14 protein-coding genes are annotated in these 15687 nt (G+C 38.2%); 5 read left to right on the top strand and 9 right to left on the bottom strand.

Features of this window, described 5'->3' with window-relative positions:
• Positions 1–166: 166 nt before the first annotated feature.
• The 5 genes from purH to C502_RS18260 all read right to left on the bottom strand — a co-directional run bounded on the left by purH (position 167) and on the right by C502_RS18260 (position 4763).
• On the bottom strand, positions 167–1741 hold the full coding sequence (gene purH / locus C502_RS0109580) for a bifunctional phosphoribosylaminoimidazolecarboxamide formyltransferase/IMP cyclohydrolase (protein WP_018678609.1): 1575 nt from the start codon (positions 1739–1741) through the stop codon (positions 167–169).
• An 80-nt stretch (positions 1742–1821) separates the two neighbouring features.
• Positions 1822–2091: a DNA-binding transcriptional regulator Fis gene (gene fis, locus C502_RS0109575; protein WP_001086304.1), complete on the bottom strand. Its 270-nt coding sequence runs from the start codon at positions 2089–2091 to the stop codon at positions 1822–1824.
• Positions 2092–2467: 376 nt separating this feature from the next.
• Positions 2468–3331 carry a DUF3426 domain-containing protein gene (locus tag C502_RS0109570; RefSeq protein WP_018678608.1) on the bottom strand — a complete coding sequence of 288 codons (864 nt, stop codon included), beginning with the start codon at positions 3329–3331 and terminating at the stop codon, positions 2468–2470.
• A 14-nt stretch (positions 3332–3345) separates the two neighbouring features.
• A complete protein-coding gene (gene prmA, locus C502_RS0109565) occupies positions 3346–4248 on the bottom strand; it encodes a 50S ribosomal protein L11 methyltransferase (RefSeq protein WP_018678607.1) in 903 nt (300 codons plus the stop codon).
• A gap of 200 nt (positions 4249–4448) precedes the next feature.
• Positions 4449–4763, bottom strand: coding sequence for a hypothetical protein (locus C502_RS18260; RefSeq protein WP_018678606.1), 315 nt, complete (start codon positions 4761–4763; stop codon positions 4449–4451).
• A gap of 249 nt (positions 4764–5012) precedes the next feature.
• Between C502_RS18260 and mnmG the strand changes: the two genes are divergently transcribed.
• Complete coding sequence (mnmG, locus tag C502_RS0109555) at positions 5013–6893, top strand: tRNA uridine-5-carboxymethylaminomethyl(34) synthesis enzyme MnmG (protein ID WP_018678605.1); 1881 nt, start codon at positions 5013–5015, stop codon at positions 6891–6893.
• A 108-nt stretch (positions 6894–7001) separates the two neighbouring features.
• Positions 7002–7334 carry a DMT family transporter gene (locus C502_RS0109550; RefSeq protein ID WP_018678604.1) on the top strand — a complete coding sequence of 111 codons (333 nt, stop codon included), beginning with the start codon at positions 7002–7004 and terminating at the stop codon, positions 7332–7334.
• Between the two features lie 60 nt (positions 7335–7394).
• On the opposite strand, the gene C502_RS0109545 is transcribed toward C502_RS0109550, so the two are convergent.
• The 4 genes from C502_RS0109545 to C502_RS0109530 form a co-directional block, all read right to left on the bottom strand.
• On the bottom strand, positions 7395–8843 hold the full coding sequence (locus C502_RS0109545; protein WP_018678603.1) for a hypothetical protein: 1449 nt from the start codon (positions 8841–8843) through the stop codon (positions 7395–7397).
• Positions 8844–8964: 121 nt separating this feature from the next.
• A complete protein-coding gene (locus tag C502_RS0109540) occupies positions 8965–9588 on the bottom strand; it encodes a sterol desaturase family protein (RefSeq protein ID WP_018678602.1) in 624 nt (207 codons plus the stop codon).
• Between the two features lie 96 nt (positions 9589–9684).
• Positions 9685–10686 carry an AraC family transcriptional regulator gene (locus tag C502_RS0109535; RefSeq protein WP_018678601.1) on the bottom strand — a complete coding sequence of 334 codons (1002 nt, stop codon included), beginning with the start codon at positions 10684–10686 and terminating at the stop codon, positions 9685–9687.
• A 114-nt stretch (positions 10687–10800) separates the two neighbouring features.
• Positions 10801–11682, bottom strand: coding sequence for a DUF4198 domain-containing protein (locus C502_RS0109530; RefSeq protein ID WP_018678600.1), 882 nt, complete (start codon positions 11680–11682; stop codon positions 10801–10803).
• A gap of 320 nt (positions 11683–12002) precedes the next feature.
• Here C502_RS0109530 and C502_RS0109525 point away from each other — a divergent pair, with 320 nt between their 5' ends.
• From C502_RS0109525 to C502_RS0109515, 3 genes are read left to right on the top strand one after another with little or no spacing between them, the layout of a single operon-like run.
• Positions 12003–13580 (top strand): DUF2271 domain-containing protein, encoded by a 1578-nt coding sequence (locus C502_RS0109525; RefSeq protein WP_018678599.1) that lies wholly within the window; start codon positions 12003–12005, stop codon positions 13578–13580.
• Between the two features lie 34 nt (positions 13581–13614).
• Positions 13615–14205 carry a PepSY-associated TM helix domain-containing protein gene (locus C502_RS0109520; protein WP_018678598.1) on the top strand — a complete coding sequence of 197 codons (591 nt, stop codon included), beginning with the start codon at positions 13615–13617 and terminating at the stop codon, positions 14203–14205.
• A gap of 9 nt (positions 14206–14214) precedes the next feature.
• Positions 14215–15687, top strand: coding sequence for a sulfite reductase subunit alpha (locus C502_RS0109515; RefSeq protein ID WP_018678597.1), 1473 nt, complete (start codon positions 14215–14217; stop codon positions 15685–15687).

The following is a 15687-nucleotide window of genomic DNA, read 5'->3' as shown; positions in this document are numbered from 1 at the left end:
TCCGTATTTAAGAATATACCTGTTCAGAATAAAAAAGTCCCCTCTGAATCTCTCCCAAACCCCTCTTTGAGAAAGAGGGGAACATGCTTTTTTAGTTTAGATAAAAAGTAAGTCCCCCTTTTATAAAGGGGGATTTAGGAAAATTTGTGCTAGAGACTCTAATTATTTAGTGACGGAAGTGACGCATACCCGTGAACACCATTGCAATACCAGCTTCATCAGCAGCTGCAATTGTTTCTTCATCACGCATAGAACCACCTGGTTGGATAATACATTTAATGCCAGCTTTAGCCGCATTATCAATACCATCACGGAATGGGAAGAATGCATCAGATGCCATTACTGCACCTTCAACCACTAAACCAGCATGCTCAGCTTTGATCGCAGCAATACGAGCAGAGTTGACACGGCTCATTTGACCTGCGCCAACACCAATGGTTTGACGATTTTTAGCATAAACAATCGCATTTGATTTCACGTATTTTGCAACTTTCCAAGCAAAGATAAGATCATCAATTTCTTGTTCAGTTGGCGCACGTTTAGTTACAACTTTAAGGTCATCTTTAGTGATCATACCCAAGTCTTGGTCTTGAACCAATAAACCGCCATTCACACGTTTATAGTCAAGTTGTGCAGCACGAGCATCAATCGCAGGAAGTTCGCCACATACTAACACGCGTACATTCTTCTTCGCGCCTGTGACTTCAAGTACGCCATCAGCAATACTTGGTGCAATAATAACTTCAACAAATTGGCGATCTACAATTGCTTGTGCAGTTGCAACATCTAACTCACGGTTAAATGCAATGATGCCACCAAATGCAGATTCAGGATCAGTTGCATAAGCAAGATCATAAGCTGCTTGAATACCATCTAATGAAACCGCAACGCCACATGGATTTGCATGTTTAACGATGACACAAGCAGGTTTTGCAAATGATTTAACACATTCAAGTGCTGCATCTGTGTCGGCAATATTGTTATAAGATAATTCTTTACCTTGTAACTGTTTTGCAGTTGAAACAGAAGCTTCTTTTGCATTTTCTTCAACATAGAAAGCAGCATTTTGGTGAGGGTTTTCACCATAACGTAAATCTTGAGCTTTATTGAGTTGGGTGTTGAAAGTGCGAGCGAATAAGTCTGCTTCACCTTCAGCTTTTCCAACACGCGCACCTAAATAAGATGCAATCATGCCATCGTATTGTGCTGTGTGTTCAAATGCTTTCACCGCTAAATCGAAACGAGTTTCGTAACAAAGCGCACCATTCTCTTTTAATTCAGCAACGACTACATCATAGTCAGAAGCATTCACAATAATACCCACTGAAGCATGGTTTTTCGCTGCCGCACGAACCATGGTTGGTCCGCCGATGTCAATGTTCTCGATTGCATCAGCAAGTGAGCAGTTCGGTTTAGCGACTGTTGCAGCAAATGGATAAAGATTGACCACAACTAAATCAATTGCATCGATGTTGTGTTCTTGCATTACAGCTTCGTCTAGACCACGACGTGCCAAGATACCGCCATGAATTTTTGGATGTAGTGTCTTAACACGACCATCCATCATTTCAGGAAAACCTGTATGTTCAGAAACTTCTACTACAGCGATATTGTTGTCTTTAAGCAACTTATATGTACCGCCCGTAGATAAAATTTCTACACCTAGCGCTGCAAGGTTTTGAGCAAATTCAACGATTCCAGTCTTGTCGGAAACAGAGATTAAAGCACGTTTGATAGTCATGATTTTGGTCAACAGTTTGAAGTTTACAGATTAAAACTAAGGCAAAAAAAATGCCCACGAGAACGTGAGCATTTTATCAATTATTCACTCATTAAACCGTGAGCTTTTAACTTTTTACGTAAAGTTCCACGGTTAAGGCCTAAAATCTCAGCAGCGCGTGTTTGATTGCCACGAGTATATTCTAAGACCACAGATAAAAGAGGTTTCTCCATTTCTGCTAAAACCATGTCATAAACTTGAGATGGTTGCTCACCTTGCAATTGTGCAAAATAATGACGAACTGCGCGATCTACATGGATGCGAAGAGCGACATCAGATTGAGCCGTAAAAATAGGAGATTTGCTATTCATGCGTATTAATCCGAAAAATCAAAAATACCACTTGGGTAAAGTGATATATAAATGTGGTCTAAATTAACGAGTCCTGTTTTAGATCCTAAAACAGTGACTCTAAAACAAAGGAACTATTAGCTTGCCACAAATCCTCGAATTGTGTAAAAAATAAGCGCAACAATCGTTAAAGATTTGTTACAGCCTAGTTTTAAAAACAAAAAAACCAACAATGCGCTTATATGATAGAAGCACAGTTCGTTTAACGATTTTATTGTTTATAAATAACGAGGAGTATGTGGGTTAAGCATTCGTGGCGCGTATCATACCACTGTCTGTGAAAAAATGAGCAAATTAACTGCACTTTTTTTAATTTTTTTGTCACTTTTTTATGCTTTTAGGGCTGTACAATTTCTAAACTATAGTCATCAAAGCTATTTTTGCTTTTTGGGATCGTAAATTGAAATCGAAAAGGGCTATTGCTTGGAATACGTTGAATGGTTTTTAGACTGTCGACTAAATAGTCTTGTGGCTTAAGTGTAATATCGGTCGTGATCTTACCATGCTCTTTTAAAACAACTTTAATAGAAGGAATAATGAGACTGTCTTTGTGGTGATTGATTAGTACCCCTGAGAAACTTGTTTCATCTTTACCAACACGTTTCACTTTTATTTTTTCAAAACTTAAAGACTTATATTGTTCGTTTTCCATTTTGCATGTAACTATTTCACAGGTAAAATTGAAAATGCGATTTAATGCTGGGCTTGCGTGCATCAATTTTGGATTGAACCATAAGATCTGAAAAGCAAATACGAGGATTAATGCAATATTGCCTACCCCCCAAAGCGTATAGTAAAGCCAACCGTGTTGTTTGTGGTTTTGTTCATGGTCAATCAACACATTGTCTTCTGATAGATTCAAATTAGGCAATGCCGTAACGGGTTCGGTATTGAAATAATTCAAATTATTTAAATATGTCAGTAAATCAATATTTGAGTTTTCAATTTTTTGGTCAAAAATACTTAAAATTTGCATTTGCTTCTCAGCAAACGAACTATCGGGTTGGATTGACGAAAATAATGACCGATTGGTTGGTGTTAGTATCGTATCATCCGTTTCAGACTCTAAGAGATTGGTTAATGCATTAAAATTAATCACGCATTTAGGGCAACAAACCATACCCTGTGCAACACTAAGTTGTGAAAGGGTTACTTTGTACACAGTGGAACATTTAGGGCAGCGGGTTTGTTTTTCACTCATAAGGAACAATATTCTCAAATTGTTGTTTTACGTTTTCCTGAGATGCGACACCAGTTTTCTTCACGTTTTTCGATTTCTAATATATCAAAAAACTCAGAATAAACACCAGAAACATCAGCAACTTGCTCTTCAATTACACCAGCAAGTGCAAACTCACCCTCATTTTTCAATAAAGTTGAGAATTCAGGCGCAAGCGCCATTAATGGGGCTGCTAAAATATTTGCAACAAGTACGTCTGCTTGTTGATTAAATGCTTGATTGAACTCTTCTGGTAATCCTACATAAAGACGATCAAGTACACCATTTAATTCTGCATTTTGTTTGGTTGCCAATACAGCTTGTGGGTCGATATCAGTTGCATAGACTTTTTTAGCACCAAGTAGTAAAGCCGCAACGCCTAAAATGCCCGAACCACAGCCGTAGTCAATGACGATTTTATCTTTAACGTCAGTTTTGCCTAACCATTGTAAGCATAGGAACGTACTTGCGTGATTTCCCGTACCAAAAGCAAGACCTGGATCAAGTTTAATATTAGTTGCATCTGCTTCAGGTGGTTCTAACCATTCAGGTACAATCCAGTATTTCTCACCAATTTGGATGGGTTCATAATAATCCATCCACGCGCGTTCCCATACTTGATTCTCTAAATACTCATGGCGTATAGGAACATCAGGAAGTTGTACTTTTAGAAAAGCTTCTAACGTATCAACATCAATTGGATCATCTTCTTCTTGTTGATAGATTCCTGTAACAATAACTTTATTCCAAAGTGGCGTTTCACCTGGTAATGGTTCAAGTAAAGCTTGATCTTCTGCATCATCCAAAGTAACACTCACCGCGCCTAGAGAGAGAAGGAGTGTTTCAGTAAGCTCAACTTGATCTTGATCAACGGTAATATGGATTTGTAGCCAGTTCACAGGAAAACCTAAGTAAATGTATTTGAGGTTATTGTAATAGATTCAGCTTGTCTAAAGGGATTATAAAATAAGGAGATTACAATTTTAAGATATTTTTTTGAATTTAGTGTGTTTGCTGTATCAAATTAGGATAAAAGAATGCGTTTGTGTCACATTCTTTTATCATTTAAATATTGATGAGGATGTTATTGGCTTCAAATTTACGGTGTGTCTGGCGAACTTATTGGTCGTGGTGCGGATTGAGTTTCTGAAATTTTGCTTTGAGTTTCAGGTGTTGCATTAGTTGCTGGCATTGGTGGTTGGAATGTTAATTTCCCTGTTTGATTGGGTTCGCATGTGCCATTAAAAACCACACCTTTATAGGCAAAGGAAACCATGTCACCTTGTTTTTTACTTTTACAAATTTGTTGAAATTTTTGAGTCTGCGCATCAAGGTTGGACTTAGCATGGGTTTGTGCTGCGAGGGTGAAACATAGACTACAAAGAAATGATGAAATTAAAAGCTTTTTGTTCATGTCATTTTCCTAAAGTATGTTGTGCACTATTTAGAATAAAAAATTGCTTAAATAAAGCAGTGGTGATCAAGTTAATAATTGTGTGGCACTGTGTTAATCGTAGAAGACAAATGCAACAGAAGGTTTCTTTTTGTATGTTTTGTAGGCAAATCAGTGTCTTGGAATTTGCAAGAATATAGCCCATTTTTGTCAATTTAATGCAAAACTCCTGTATAATACTCTGTCATTTTTTAAATATACATTACCACTATGCACTATCCTAAAGTTTACGACGTTATCGTAATTGGTGGCGGTCACGCTGGTACGGAAGCGGCACTTGCTGCGGCACGTATGGGAAGACAAACATTATTGTTGACGCATAATATTGAAACTTTGGGCCAGATGAGCTGTAACCCTGCAATCGGTGGTATTGGTAAATCACATCTTGTTCGTGAGATTGATGCGCTGGGTGGTGCAATGGCACTTGCTGCGGATAAAGGTGGTATTCAATTCCGTATTTTAAACTCTCGTAAAGGTGCTGCGGTTCGTGCAACGCGTGCGCAAGCTGACCGTGTACGTTTTAAAGCTGCAATTCGTCATACCTTAGAAAACCAAGCCAACTTGGATATTTTCCAACAAGCGGCAGATGATCTCATTGTAGAAGGCGATACTGTTAAAGGCGTTGTGACCCAAATGGGTATTCGTTTTGACACGAAAACAGTTGTGCTAACCACAGGTACATTCTTGGGTGGTGTGATTCATATTGGTTTACAGAATTCTAGTGGTGGTCGTGCAGGTGATCCGCCATCAATCGCCTTGGCACATCGTTTACGTGAGTTAAATCTTCCGGTTGGACGTTTGAAAACAGGGACGCCGCCACGTATTGATGCGCGTACGGTTGATTTCTCTGTGATGACACCACAACCTGGAGATTTTCCATCTCCAGTAATGTCATTTATGGGGGATGCATCGATGCATCCTGAACAAGTGAATTGCTATATCACACATACGAGTGAAAAAACTCATGAGATTATTCGTGGTGGTTTAGATCGTTCACCCATGTATACAGGGGTGATCGAAGGTGTGGGGCCACGTTATTGCCCATCAATCGAAGATAAGATTCACCGTTTTGCTGATAAAGATTCGCATCAGGTTTTCTTAGAGCCTGAAGGCTTGGATACGCATGAACTTTATCCAAACGGGATTTCAACATCATTACCGTTTGACGTGCAGTTCAATTTGGTTCGCTCGATTCGTGGCATGGAAAATGCGCATATTTTGCGTCCTGGTTATGCGATTGAATATGATTATTTCAATCCACAAGCATTAAAATTCTCACTTGAAACCAAAGCCATTCAGAACTTGTACTTTGCGGGTCAAATCAACGGTACGACAGGTTATGAAGAAGCGGGTGCGCAAGGTTTACTTGCAGGCTTAAATGCTGCACGCCGTGCTTGGGAACAAGAAGAGTGGACACCAAAACGTGATCAAGCTTACATGGGCGTATTGGTTGATGATCTGATCACGCTGGGTACTAAAGAACCTTACCGTATGTTTACTTCACGTGCGGAATATCGTTTGATGTTGCGTGAAGATAATGCTGATCAACGTTTAACATCTATTGGTCGTGAACTCGGTTTGGTTGATGATGAGCGTTGGGCTGCCTATAGCGAAAAAATGGAAGCGGTTGAGCGTGAAACATCTCGTTTACAACATTTATGGGCAGCACCAAATAACCCAATGGGTAAAAAATTCGTTGAAATGACGGGTGCTGATTTAAGCAAAGAATGTAGTGCCATTGATTTGTTGAAACGTCCAAATATCAACTTTAGTCAAATTGCTGAATTAACAGGTTCGGAAGTTTCAGAGCAAGTGGGCGAGCAAATTGAAATTGCGGTGAAATACGAAGGTTATATTCATCGTCAGCATGAAGATGTTGCACAGTTAAAGCGTCTTGAAGAGACCAGAATTCCCGCTGATTTTGAATATGATGGTATCTCAGGTTTGTCACGTGAAATCACCTTGAAGTTAAAAACAGTTCGTCCTGAAACTTTGGCGCAAGCAAACCGTATTCCGGGTGTCACTCCTGCGGCGGTACAATTACTGATGATTACCATCCGTAAAAATAATATGGCGAAGAAATCAGCGTAATTTTTTGTGATTAATGTTCTGCATTAAAAAATACCCTCTTATGATAAGAGGGTATTTTTTTGCCCCGTCTAATTTTAGCGATTAGAGTATGTTTTTATAGGAGGTAACATGAAGAATTGGCTCTTTTTATTTATCGCAATCATTGCGGAAGTGATTGCTACTTCAGCCTTAAAAAGTAGTGAGGGATTTACTAAGCCGATAGCATCTATTGTTGTTGTACTCGGTTATATGATTGCATTTTATTGTTTATCTCTCACATTGAAAACAATTCCAGTTGGTATTGCTTATGCGGTTTGGTCAGGTGTCGGGATTGTCCTAATTACCACCGTGGCATGGTTTGTATTTGATCAAAAGTTGGATGTTTGGGGGATTGTTGGTATTGCCTTGATTATGAGTGGTGTACTGATCTTGAACTTATTGTCTAAAACGGGTTCACATTAATCAAATAAAAAACCGAGCGGATATTTGCTCGGTTTTTAGCTTAGATTTTATAAATCTAAATTAACGTCCAGCAAAATCAAATATGCCATTGATGTGAATATTTTTATTTAATTCAGGATGTTCACCCTTATAGAATAAAGCCGTATTGCTAAATTTAAGTTGATTGTCTTTTGGGCTGTAGCTTATACCTTGACAAGATTGAGCGGCATCACAAGTAAAGTTATATTCAAAACGTTTTAATAAACCCGTACTTGAATCAACGCCTATTAAGAAGTCTTTAAAATTTATCTTCTCGATCTTGTTGTTTTTAAGTTCTATCTGAATCGTATTATTTCCAAACCTTTGTTGGTTATGGTTGATGACATCAAAATATAATGCAGGTTGGACAACGGTTCTATTTTCCCCATTTTTAAATGTTGGTGTAATTTGGAGTTGGGTCAGTGGCTTGTTGACTTTAACTACGCCATCCAATTGTATAAATGTGGTTGCACACGTTTGCTGAATTGGAATATTTGGAAATAGAGGAGGAATGGTATTATCTTGATAAATAGATTGATTGAATTTTAGGCTAATATCATTGGTATTGTCACTGGCTTGAATTGATGCAACATCTTTAATCCGGGTGCTCACGACAAAAGACATACAAGCACCTGAAAAGCCATGTAAGGTCTCAGCTTCAACTAAAGCATATTTCGTAATCGTATTTTCAATTGAAGTCGTAAAGTTGGTTGGTTTTAAACCTGAATCAATCCAATTATCTGCATAGGAACTGAATAAAATCTCTTTTGTTTCTGGATCATAAATAGCATCTATAGGAGAAATTGATTTTTGGTTTACAGACATATTAATTTGGCTTGTTTTTCTAATATTTTCAAATGTTTGAGCTGGAATAGATAATGAACCTGATATTTTACCTGTTAAATAAGTATAACTTTTATTTATTGGTGGCAATTGAACGCTATCCAAAGTATTCACTGGAGTTATGGTTATAGTTGGTGTATTTGATAGTTTTAGATTTTCAAAATTAATTTCGCTATTACCAGTTTTTTCATCAAATTTCACATTGATATTCTTGCACGCTTCAAAAAGAATAGAATCTGAACAAGCGAGGGAGTTGTTGTTTGATGAATTAATATTAAGTTTGGTTAGGTAAGTTTTTCCAATAGAAACACTCAATACTTTCTTTAAAATAGGATCATAATTAATGTGTAAAGTTTTATTTATATCACTTTTATCAAAATTATAAATTAAAATGATGGATGAGCTGCCACGATAAAAGCGATGTGTAACCGAATAAGCATTTACATCATCATTTTGATTGCTACGTCTTCCTGAAATCTGAATGATAGGGTCTGAATCTTTTTGTAAAGTTAAATTACTTTTAAACTCAGTAGTGAATGGTGTAGAGCTAGTCGAATTATTTTCTTTAGATTGATGATTATCACTACCACAAGCAGATAGTATTAATGATGCAGTTAAGACAGCAACACTCGAATTAATATTTAACATTGTTGGTTTTCTACTAGGGTTATTTTGTAGCAGAATAATATCGATTAATTATTGTGTTTAAAAGCTTCCGAATTAATAATTTTTACAGCCTAATCAAATATGATTAGGCTTTTTTTTGATTTTACAGAGCAACCTCAACCCCTTGATGCAAATTGTGCTGATCCAACTGCGTATTCGCATCAATCTTTGCATAAGCTTTAGGTAATAGGCGACGAGCAGCACGATTAACTCTTTTTTCTAACCACAATGGCATTTTCATAGCTAAAGGATTTGTTTCGGTATGTGATAGATCAGTTAAAACACGTGTTCCCATAATATAGTCAAACCAAGGTTTAGTTACACACCAGTTGGCATTTTGGTTGCTGGTCATGTGGTGGTCATAATGCCACGGAATCCGTTTCTTGGCATATTCAGGATCTAAATGTGATTTGGCATGGACTTTCCAATAATTCCAAATACCATAATACAAACCAACAGTAAAAAAAGGCGCAACGGGCAGGAAAATTGTTGATGCTGCTGCTAGACCAATGAGGGCTGATTTCTCATTATACATTTCAGAATTTTTAAACATTGACTCTGCATAGCCTTCGTCATGAAAGCTATTTAGGCGTGCGCGTTTGTGGTGAGCAATGTGCGTGAAAAATGGACTGTTTCTATTTTTGCTTGGAAATTCATGTAACCAGACTTTATGAAAATACCATTCCATACCATTTGCAACAAAGATACCTGCTGGAAAACCAATCATGTGAGATGACCTCGTAAAACATGCATCCGATTTTAAGAAAATCACGATGAAAAGTTTTGACCGAGCTGACAGTTTTAATCTGCCTATCAAATCAAATTATTTTTGTTTTCTTTGTCGATAAGCAGTCGGTGTTTCTCCAGTCCAACGTTTAAATGCTCTAGAAAATGCAGATGGTTCAGAGAAGCCTGTAAGATAAACAATTTGATCAATGTTTTCTTGGGTGTGGGACAATAAACGACGTGCTAAACGTTCACGATATTGTGCGATGACTTTTTCATAAGTGGTGTTTAATAGTTGTAAATCAGCTCTTAGACTGCGGGAACTACGATTCAAATGTTGTGCGACTATGTTTTGATCAAATTCACCTGATTCTAGTAAACCGCTGGCTAGAATTCTTTCTATTTGCTCGATGAGTTGATGTTTATTAAGGAGTTCAAGTTGAGATTCTGCGTGATGCTCGTGGATTTTTAATAATTCAGGTTCATATGCAGGTGAGGGAATATTTAATAGTTGTTGATCAAAGCAAATATAACCATCTGTTTGTCCGAGTTTGACAGGACAACCCCATGTTTTAAAATATTCTTCTTGTGTTGCACCTTCTTGATAAGGCAAACCGATTTCAATTGGGGTGAATGTGTTTTCACTCATATATTTGAAAAAGTTGAGTAAAATTCCAATCGCACATTCTAAATAATGTCGAACAGAATGGTTTAATCCTGAAATGATGGCAATATTTTTATCATTTATTTCTAGTTTAAATGATATGGCATTGGTGAGTAAGACTTGATAGCGAATGGTTCGTTTTAGACCTTCCCCGAAGGTTGGGCTACTGAGAAAAAGATATTCGATCACCTGTCCACGAAAGGCCGGAATATTGGCACCTACATGTAAACCAATATCATGATCTTGACTAATTTGCTCCGCTGCGCGCCAAAAACGTTGTTGAGTCGAATTATCACGACGGACAAATTTATCAGGAGCTTGGTCGGGTAAATGTACACTGGCAAAAATGGCTGCTGCATCTAGATTCATCTTTTGCATGGTTTGATAAACCATCCATAGAAAGATACCTGCATCACTGGTTTTTTTTGAAGTCATAAAACAAGCTAAGAACGAGTTTTAAAACAATATACTATTTTTATGATCAAAATGAATTGTATTTTATAACAAGGTGAAAGAAAGGCACTTACAGCAAGTAAGTGCCTGATGAATTTATTCAGTCACTTCTACAGTAACGCTATAAGTATAGGTTTGAGTCGCAGGTTGTTTGCTATTGTCATTATTTGCTTCTGGATAAGCTGCTGTAATTAAATAAATACCAGCTTCATTAAACTTAATTTCAATCTCGCCTTTAGCATTGGTCTTCACATGTGGTTGTTCACGTTTTGCATTTGGCTGATAGCTACTTGCACCTTTAAAGACATCAACTTCTAAGTTAGGAACAGCTTTGCCATCCATTAAAACTTGTGCTTTAAGTGATTCACCAACATATAATTCATTTGGGTGTGTTAAAAATTTAAATTCAAAACCTTTATTTTCAACTTGTGGAATTGGGCTTGGTTTGCCTTTGGTCACAAAACTTTCGGCAATATAATAATTGGTGGTTTGTATTGTTTTTGCATTGGCTGGAACTTGGTCTTCAGCAACAAAACGAGGTGGTTGGTTTGCTTGCTGAGGTGCTTTTTGTTCAGCATTTGCTTGAGGTTGCATAGGTGCGGCATTTGCAGGGCGTGTTGGACGCACACGTAACCAATGACCATCCACTAAAGCATATTTGGTTGGATTACCTACAGCATCTTTGGTTCGGATACGATACGTTCCTTCATTGGTCAAATTGAATTCAGCAATATTAAATTTTTTCAGTTCTGCCGCTGCATTCAGGAATTCATTTTTACCTTCTGGGCTTGTGACTTGATAACTGGTTTTAAAGTTTCTGCTTGGAACAAAGAATTTTTCTACAGTGATACTACTTTGGAAACTAACATTGTCTGACTTACTATCAAATACTTCTGGCAATAAAAAAGGGCTAGCCGTATGGGCAAAACTGAATGTCGGTAATGCTGAAAGTAATGCAATCGTAACCAAATGACGCATGAAAAATTCCTTAAAAGATAAATAAGTAAAAACGCAAAAGATTTGTGACAATCTACTTGATAACGAGTATCAATTGCAATATTATTTCGATAATTTTTTAGTCTCTGTGTTTAGAAACTTAGTCAGTCATTAAAAAATTATTTACCTCGTTTATGTGAAGCCTAATTTGGATTAATACTGTTGATTTTATTTAAAAATATAATCTATTGTTATGCCGAAATTGAGCTGAAGAAGATGAGCATTAAGATAAAGTGAAGAGTATTGCTTGAAATTTATTGGTCATTAAGTTTTAGGTAAATCTTGGAGAATGGAACCCTAGTATGTCATCAACTCAACAACTTTCGCGTCCAGTACAGATAATCTTTCGTTTATCCTCGTTGATGGCAGCGTTGGCTGTATTCATGTCACCAATCACGGCGACTCAAGCCAATGAGCAAAGTCTCAGTGAAAATGCAATACAACAGTTATCCGAGTCGGCTCAATCACCAAGTTATCGTTTTCATCAAGATCATGTGCTAGGTACATCTTTAGATGTTGTCGTAACCACATCTCAGCAACAAGATGCAGAAAAAGCATTACAAGCAATTCAGAAAGAAATTGCTCGACTTGATCAGATTCTTTCAGTTTGGCGTGATGATAGTGAAATCAGCCAATTAAATCGTGAACACCAAATTTCTGCTTCATCTGAGCTTTATGAGGTTGTTGCTGCTTGTGAGCAATGGCGTAGCGCAACGTGTGGTGGTTTTGATGCGCGTTTGGGGCAGTTGATTCAGTTGTGGGAACAAAGCAATCAAGTCCAACGCTTGGATGACAATACCCAAGAATCATTGCTGAGTCAGTTACAAACGCAAAGTATTGAACTGAATCCTGAAATCAAACAAATTAAAACACCTTCAGCAGTTAAAATTGCGCCTGATGCTTACGCCAAAGGTTATGTGATTGACCGTGCTTTGTTGGCAGCAAAACAAGCTGTGCCACATTTACAAGGGATTCTGATTGATATTGGCGGTGATATGCGTGTTTGGGGGCAATCACCTCAACAAGCAGGTTGGAAAGTTGGTGTACAAGACCCGAATGAACGTTTTGATAATGTTGCACCAACTCAAGTACTTAACCTTAAAGATCAAGCTGTAGCTTTTAGTGGTCAAGGCTATCGTGGATTCGCAGATCAATCACATTTGTTAAATCCACATACAGGACAACCGATTCAGAACGTTGAACAATGTGTTGTGGTTGGGCAGTGTGCTGCTGATTCAGATGCATTAGCAACCGCATTAACTGCAATGCCTGCGCATGAGGGGATGCAACTGATTGAACAACTCGTTGGTTATGAGGCTCAACTGATTGCAACTGATGGCACACGTTATCAAAGTTCAGGATGGTCATCATTATTAGATGCCAATCAACCTAAAACAATGCATCATGTCGCTGCAACTGGTACAGCAACAGCTTGGCCAAAAGGCTATCAAGCTCAGTTAGAAGTGAATATTCCAAAGATCGCAGTAGATAACTACCGTGCGCCTTATGTCTCGGTTTGGGTAACGGATGGTGATAAAAAGATTGTGCGTACCTTAGCTGTTTGGGGTAAAGATGAGAAGTGGGTTAACTCTAACTATGTTTGGTGGCGTCGATATGGTCGTCAAATGCCAAACCTAGATGCTGTTGCAAAACCTTCACGTCAACCAGGACAATATAAGTTGGCTTGGGATGGTAAAGACGAAGCAGGTAAAATGGTGAGTGCAGGTAAATATATTATCCATATTGAAACCTCGCGTGAGCATGGTGATCATTCTTATCAAACCATTGAGTTGAATGTCACACCAAAAGCTGCAACACAAACGCTGCCTGCTCAAGCAGAAATTGGTACAGTTAAATTGAATTTCCAACGTGGTGCTTAAGCTTTAGCATCACTCCATCTATGAGGCTAGTCCCTTGTATCAACGCCGTGATTTTTACCGCCATGCACGTTATGTGCATGGTTGGCTTTCTGCCTTTGCCTTTATCGTTTTGATCTTCTTTGCTGCCACAGGTTTATTCCTCAATAATCCTGATTGGTTCAAATCAAAAAATGCAGAGCAGACCACCACACTCACTTTACCACCAACCTTGGTTGCATCTCTTCAAACACAAGAGAATCCAAGCCAAAGTATTGTGGAATACGTTCGTTCGAAACAACCTTTGATTGGTCGTTATCAAAGTAGTGAAGTACTAGACGGTGAGGTCATGATTCGTCTCGAAAGCCCTGCAGGTTCAACCGACTTGTGGGTGCTACTCGATAATGGTGATGTTGAAATTACACAAAAACCAGCTACTCCTGTTTCACTATTGAATGATTTACATCGTGGGAAAAACGTTGGAACAGCTTGGCATTGGTTAATTGATATCAGTGCAATCATCATTATTTTATTATCGTTGGCTGGTTATATTCTGTTCCTGACCATTAAAGCCCGTTTAGTGACACATCTGCTTTTAACAGCATGTAGTTTATCGGCAATTATTCTGCTCATTTGGTCTGCTATTTAAGGTGAAAGGATGACTCAAGCTGTACTGACAATTATTGTGATATTGGCAATATTATTGAGTCTACATCTTTTTATAATTGTTTGGTTGTTATGGCAACAACGTTATGCGAAGCAAAAAGCCAATCAAGATCATCCTGCTTATTTAGTGGTGTATGCCAGTCAATCAGGTCATGCTGAATCTTGGGCAAAGCATACGGCTGAACAATTGCGTTTAATTGATCATCACACTGCAATTCGAAATATTCAAGAACTGAGTATTACTGATTTAACCCAACATCAACGTATTCTATGGGTGGTGAGTACTTATGGAGAAGGGGATGCACCTGATGCAGCCCAGTCATTTGTCCATAGAATATTGTCCCAATCTTTAGATTTATCGCACTTATCATTTGCAGTGCTTGCATTGGGTGATCAACGCTATGCGAATTTTTGTCAGTTTGGAAAAACACTAGAACAATGGTTATTGAAGCAGCAAGCTCAGGCTCTATTTTCGACTGTTTGTGTCGATCAGCTTAATAGTCGTGATTTAGAACAATGGTTGCTTGGCTTGGAGCAATTAACCACCACTCAATTTTCAGCACTATCTATTGAAAAAGAGCACGTGGAATTAAGATTTGCTCATCGCCAATGCCTGAATACAGGCAGTACTGGGGATGCAATTTATAAAATCCAATTGATTCCTGAACAAGATTTGGTTTGGTCATCAGGTGATATTTTAGAGATTCAATGTGAAAATAATACGGCTGATATTCAGAATTTTTTGGTAGCGCAACAGCAAGAAGATGCAGTGGATTTCATCCCTCAACTACGCCGCTTAAATTTAAGAAAGTTACCGCCTAGAGCTTCGCTTTTATTTGCAGAATGGATTACACAGTTTGAATCATTAGCCCAGCGTGAGTATTCAATTGCAAGCCTACCTGAAAATGGTTTAATCGAATTGGTGGTGAGGCAACAACAGAGTGAATCAGGTTTAGGACTAGGTTCAGGTTGGTTGACAGTGGGGTTGGAGCAAGACCAATTGCTGCAAGCCAATATACGCCATAATCCAAGTTTCCATTTATCTCATGATGAGCGACCACTGATTTTAATCGGCAATGGTACGGGAATCGCAGGTCTGGTCGCACATTTACGTCAACGTGAGCATTGGGGATATAAAAAAAATTGGCTGATTTTTGGTGAAAGACAGCAGCAGTTTGATCATTTATACCAAACAGAGATTCGCTATTGGCAGCAGCATGGTTTTCTGGATCAGGTGGATTATGCTTTTTCACGTGATCAAGCTGAAAAAGTCTATGTGCAAGATTGCCTAAGAACACAATCGGTTCAATTACAGACATGGATTGCACAAGGTGCAGCAATATATGTCTGTGGTAGTTTGCAAGGCATGGCGAGCGGTGTGGATCACGTTCTAAAAGAGATTCTAGGGCATGAGCACGTAGAACAGCTTAAGCAGGAACAGCGTTATCAACGAGATGTGTATTAA

The organism is Acinetobacter tjernbergiae DSM 14971 = CIP 107465 (genome assembly GCF_000374425.1).
In the GTDB taxonomy this organism is placed as follows: Bacteria; Pseudomonadota; Gammaproteobacteria; order Pseudomonadales; family Moraxellaceae; genus Acinetobacter; species Acinetobacter tjernbergiae.
This window is presented reverse-complemented; position numbering and strand designations above follow the sequence as displayed.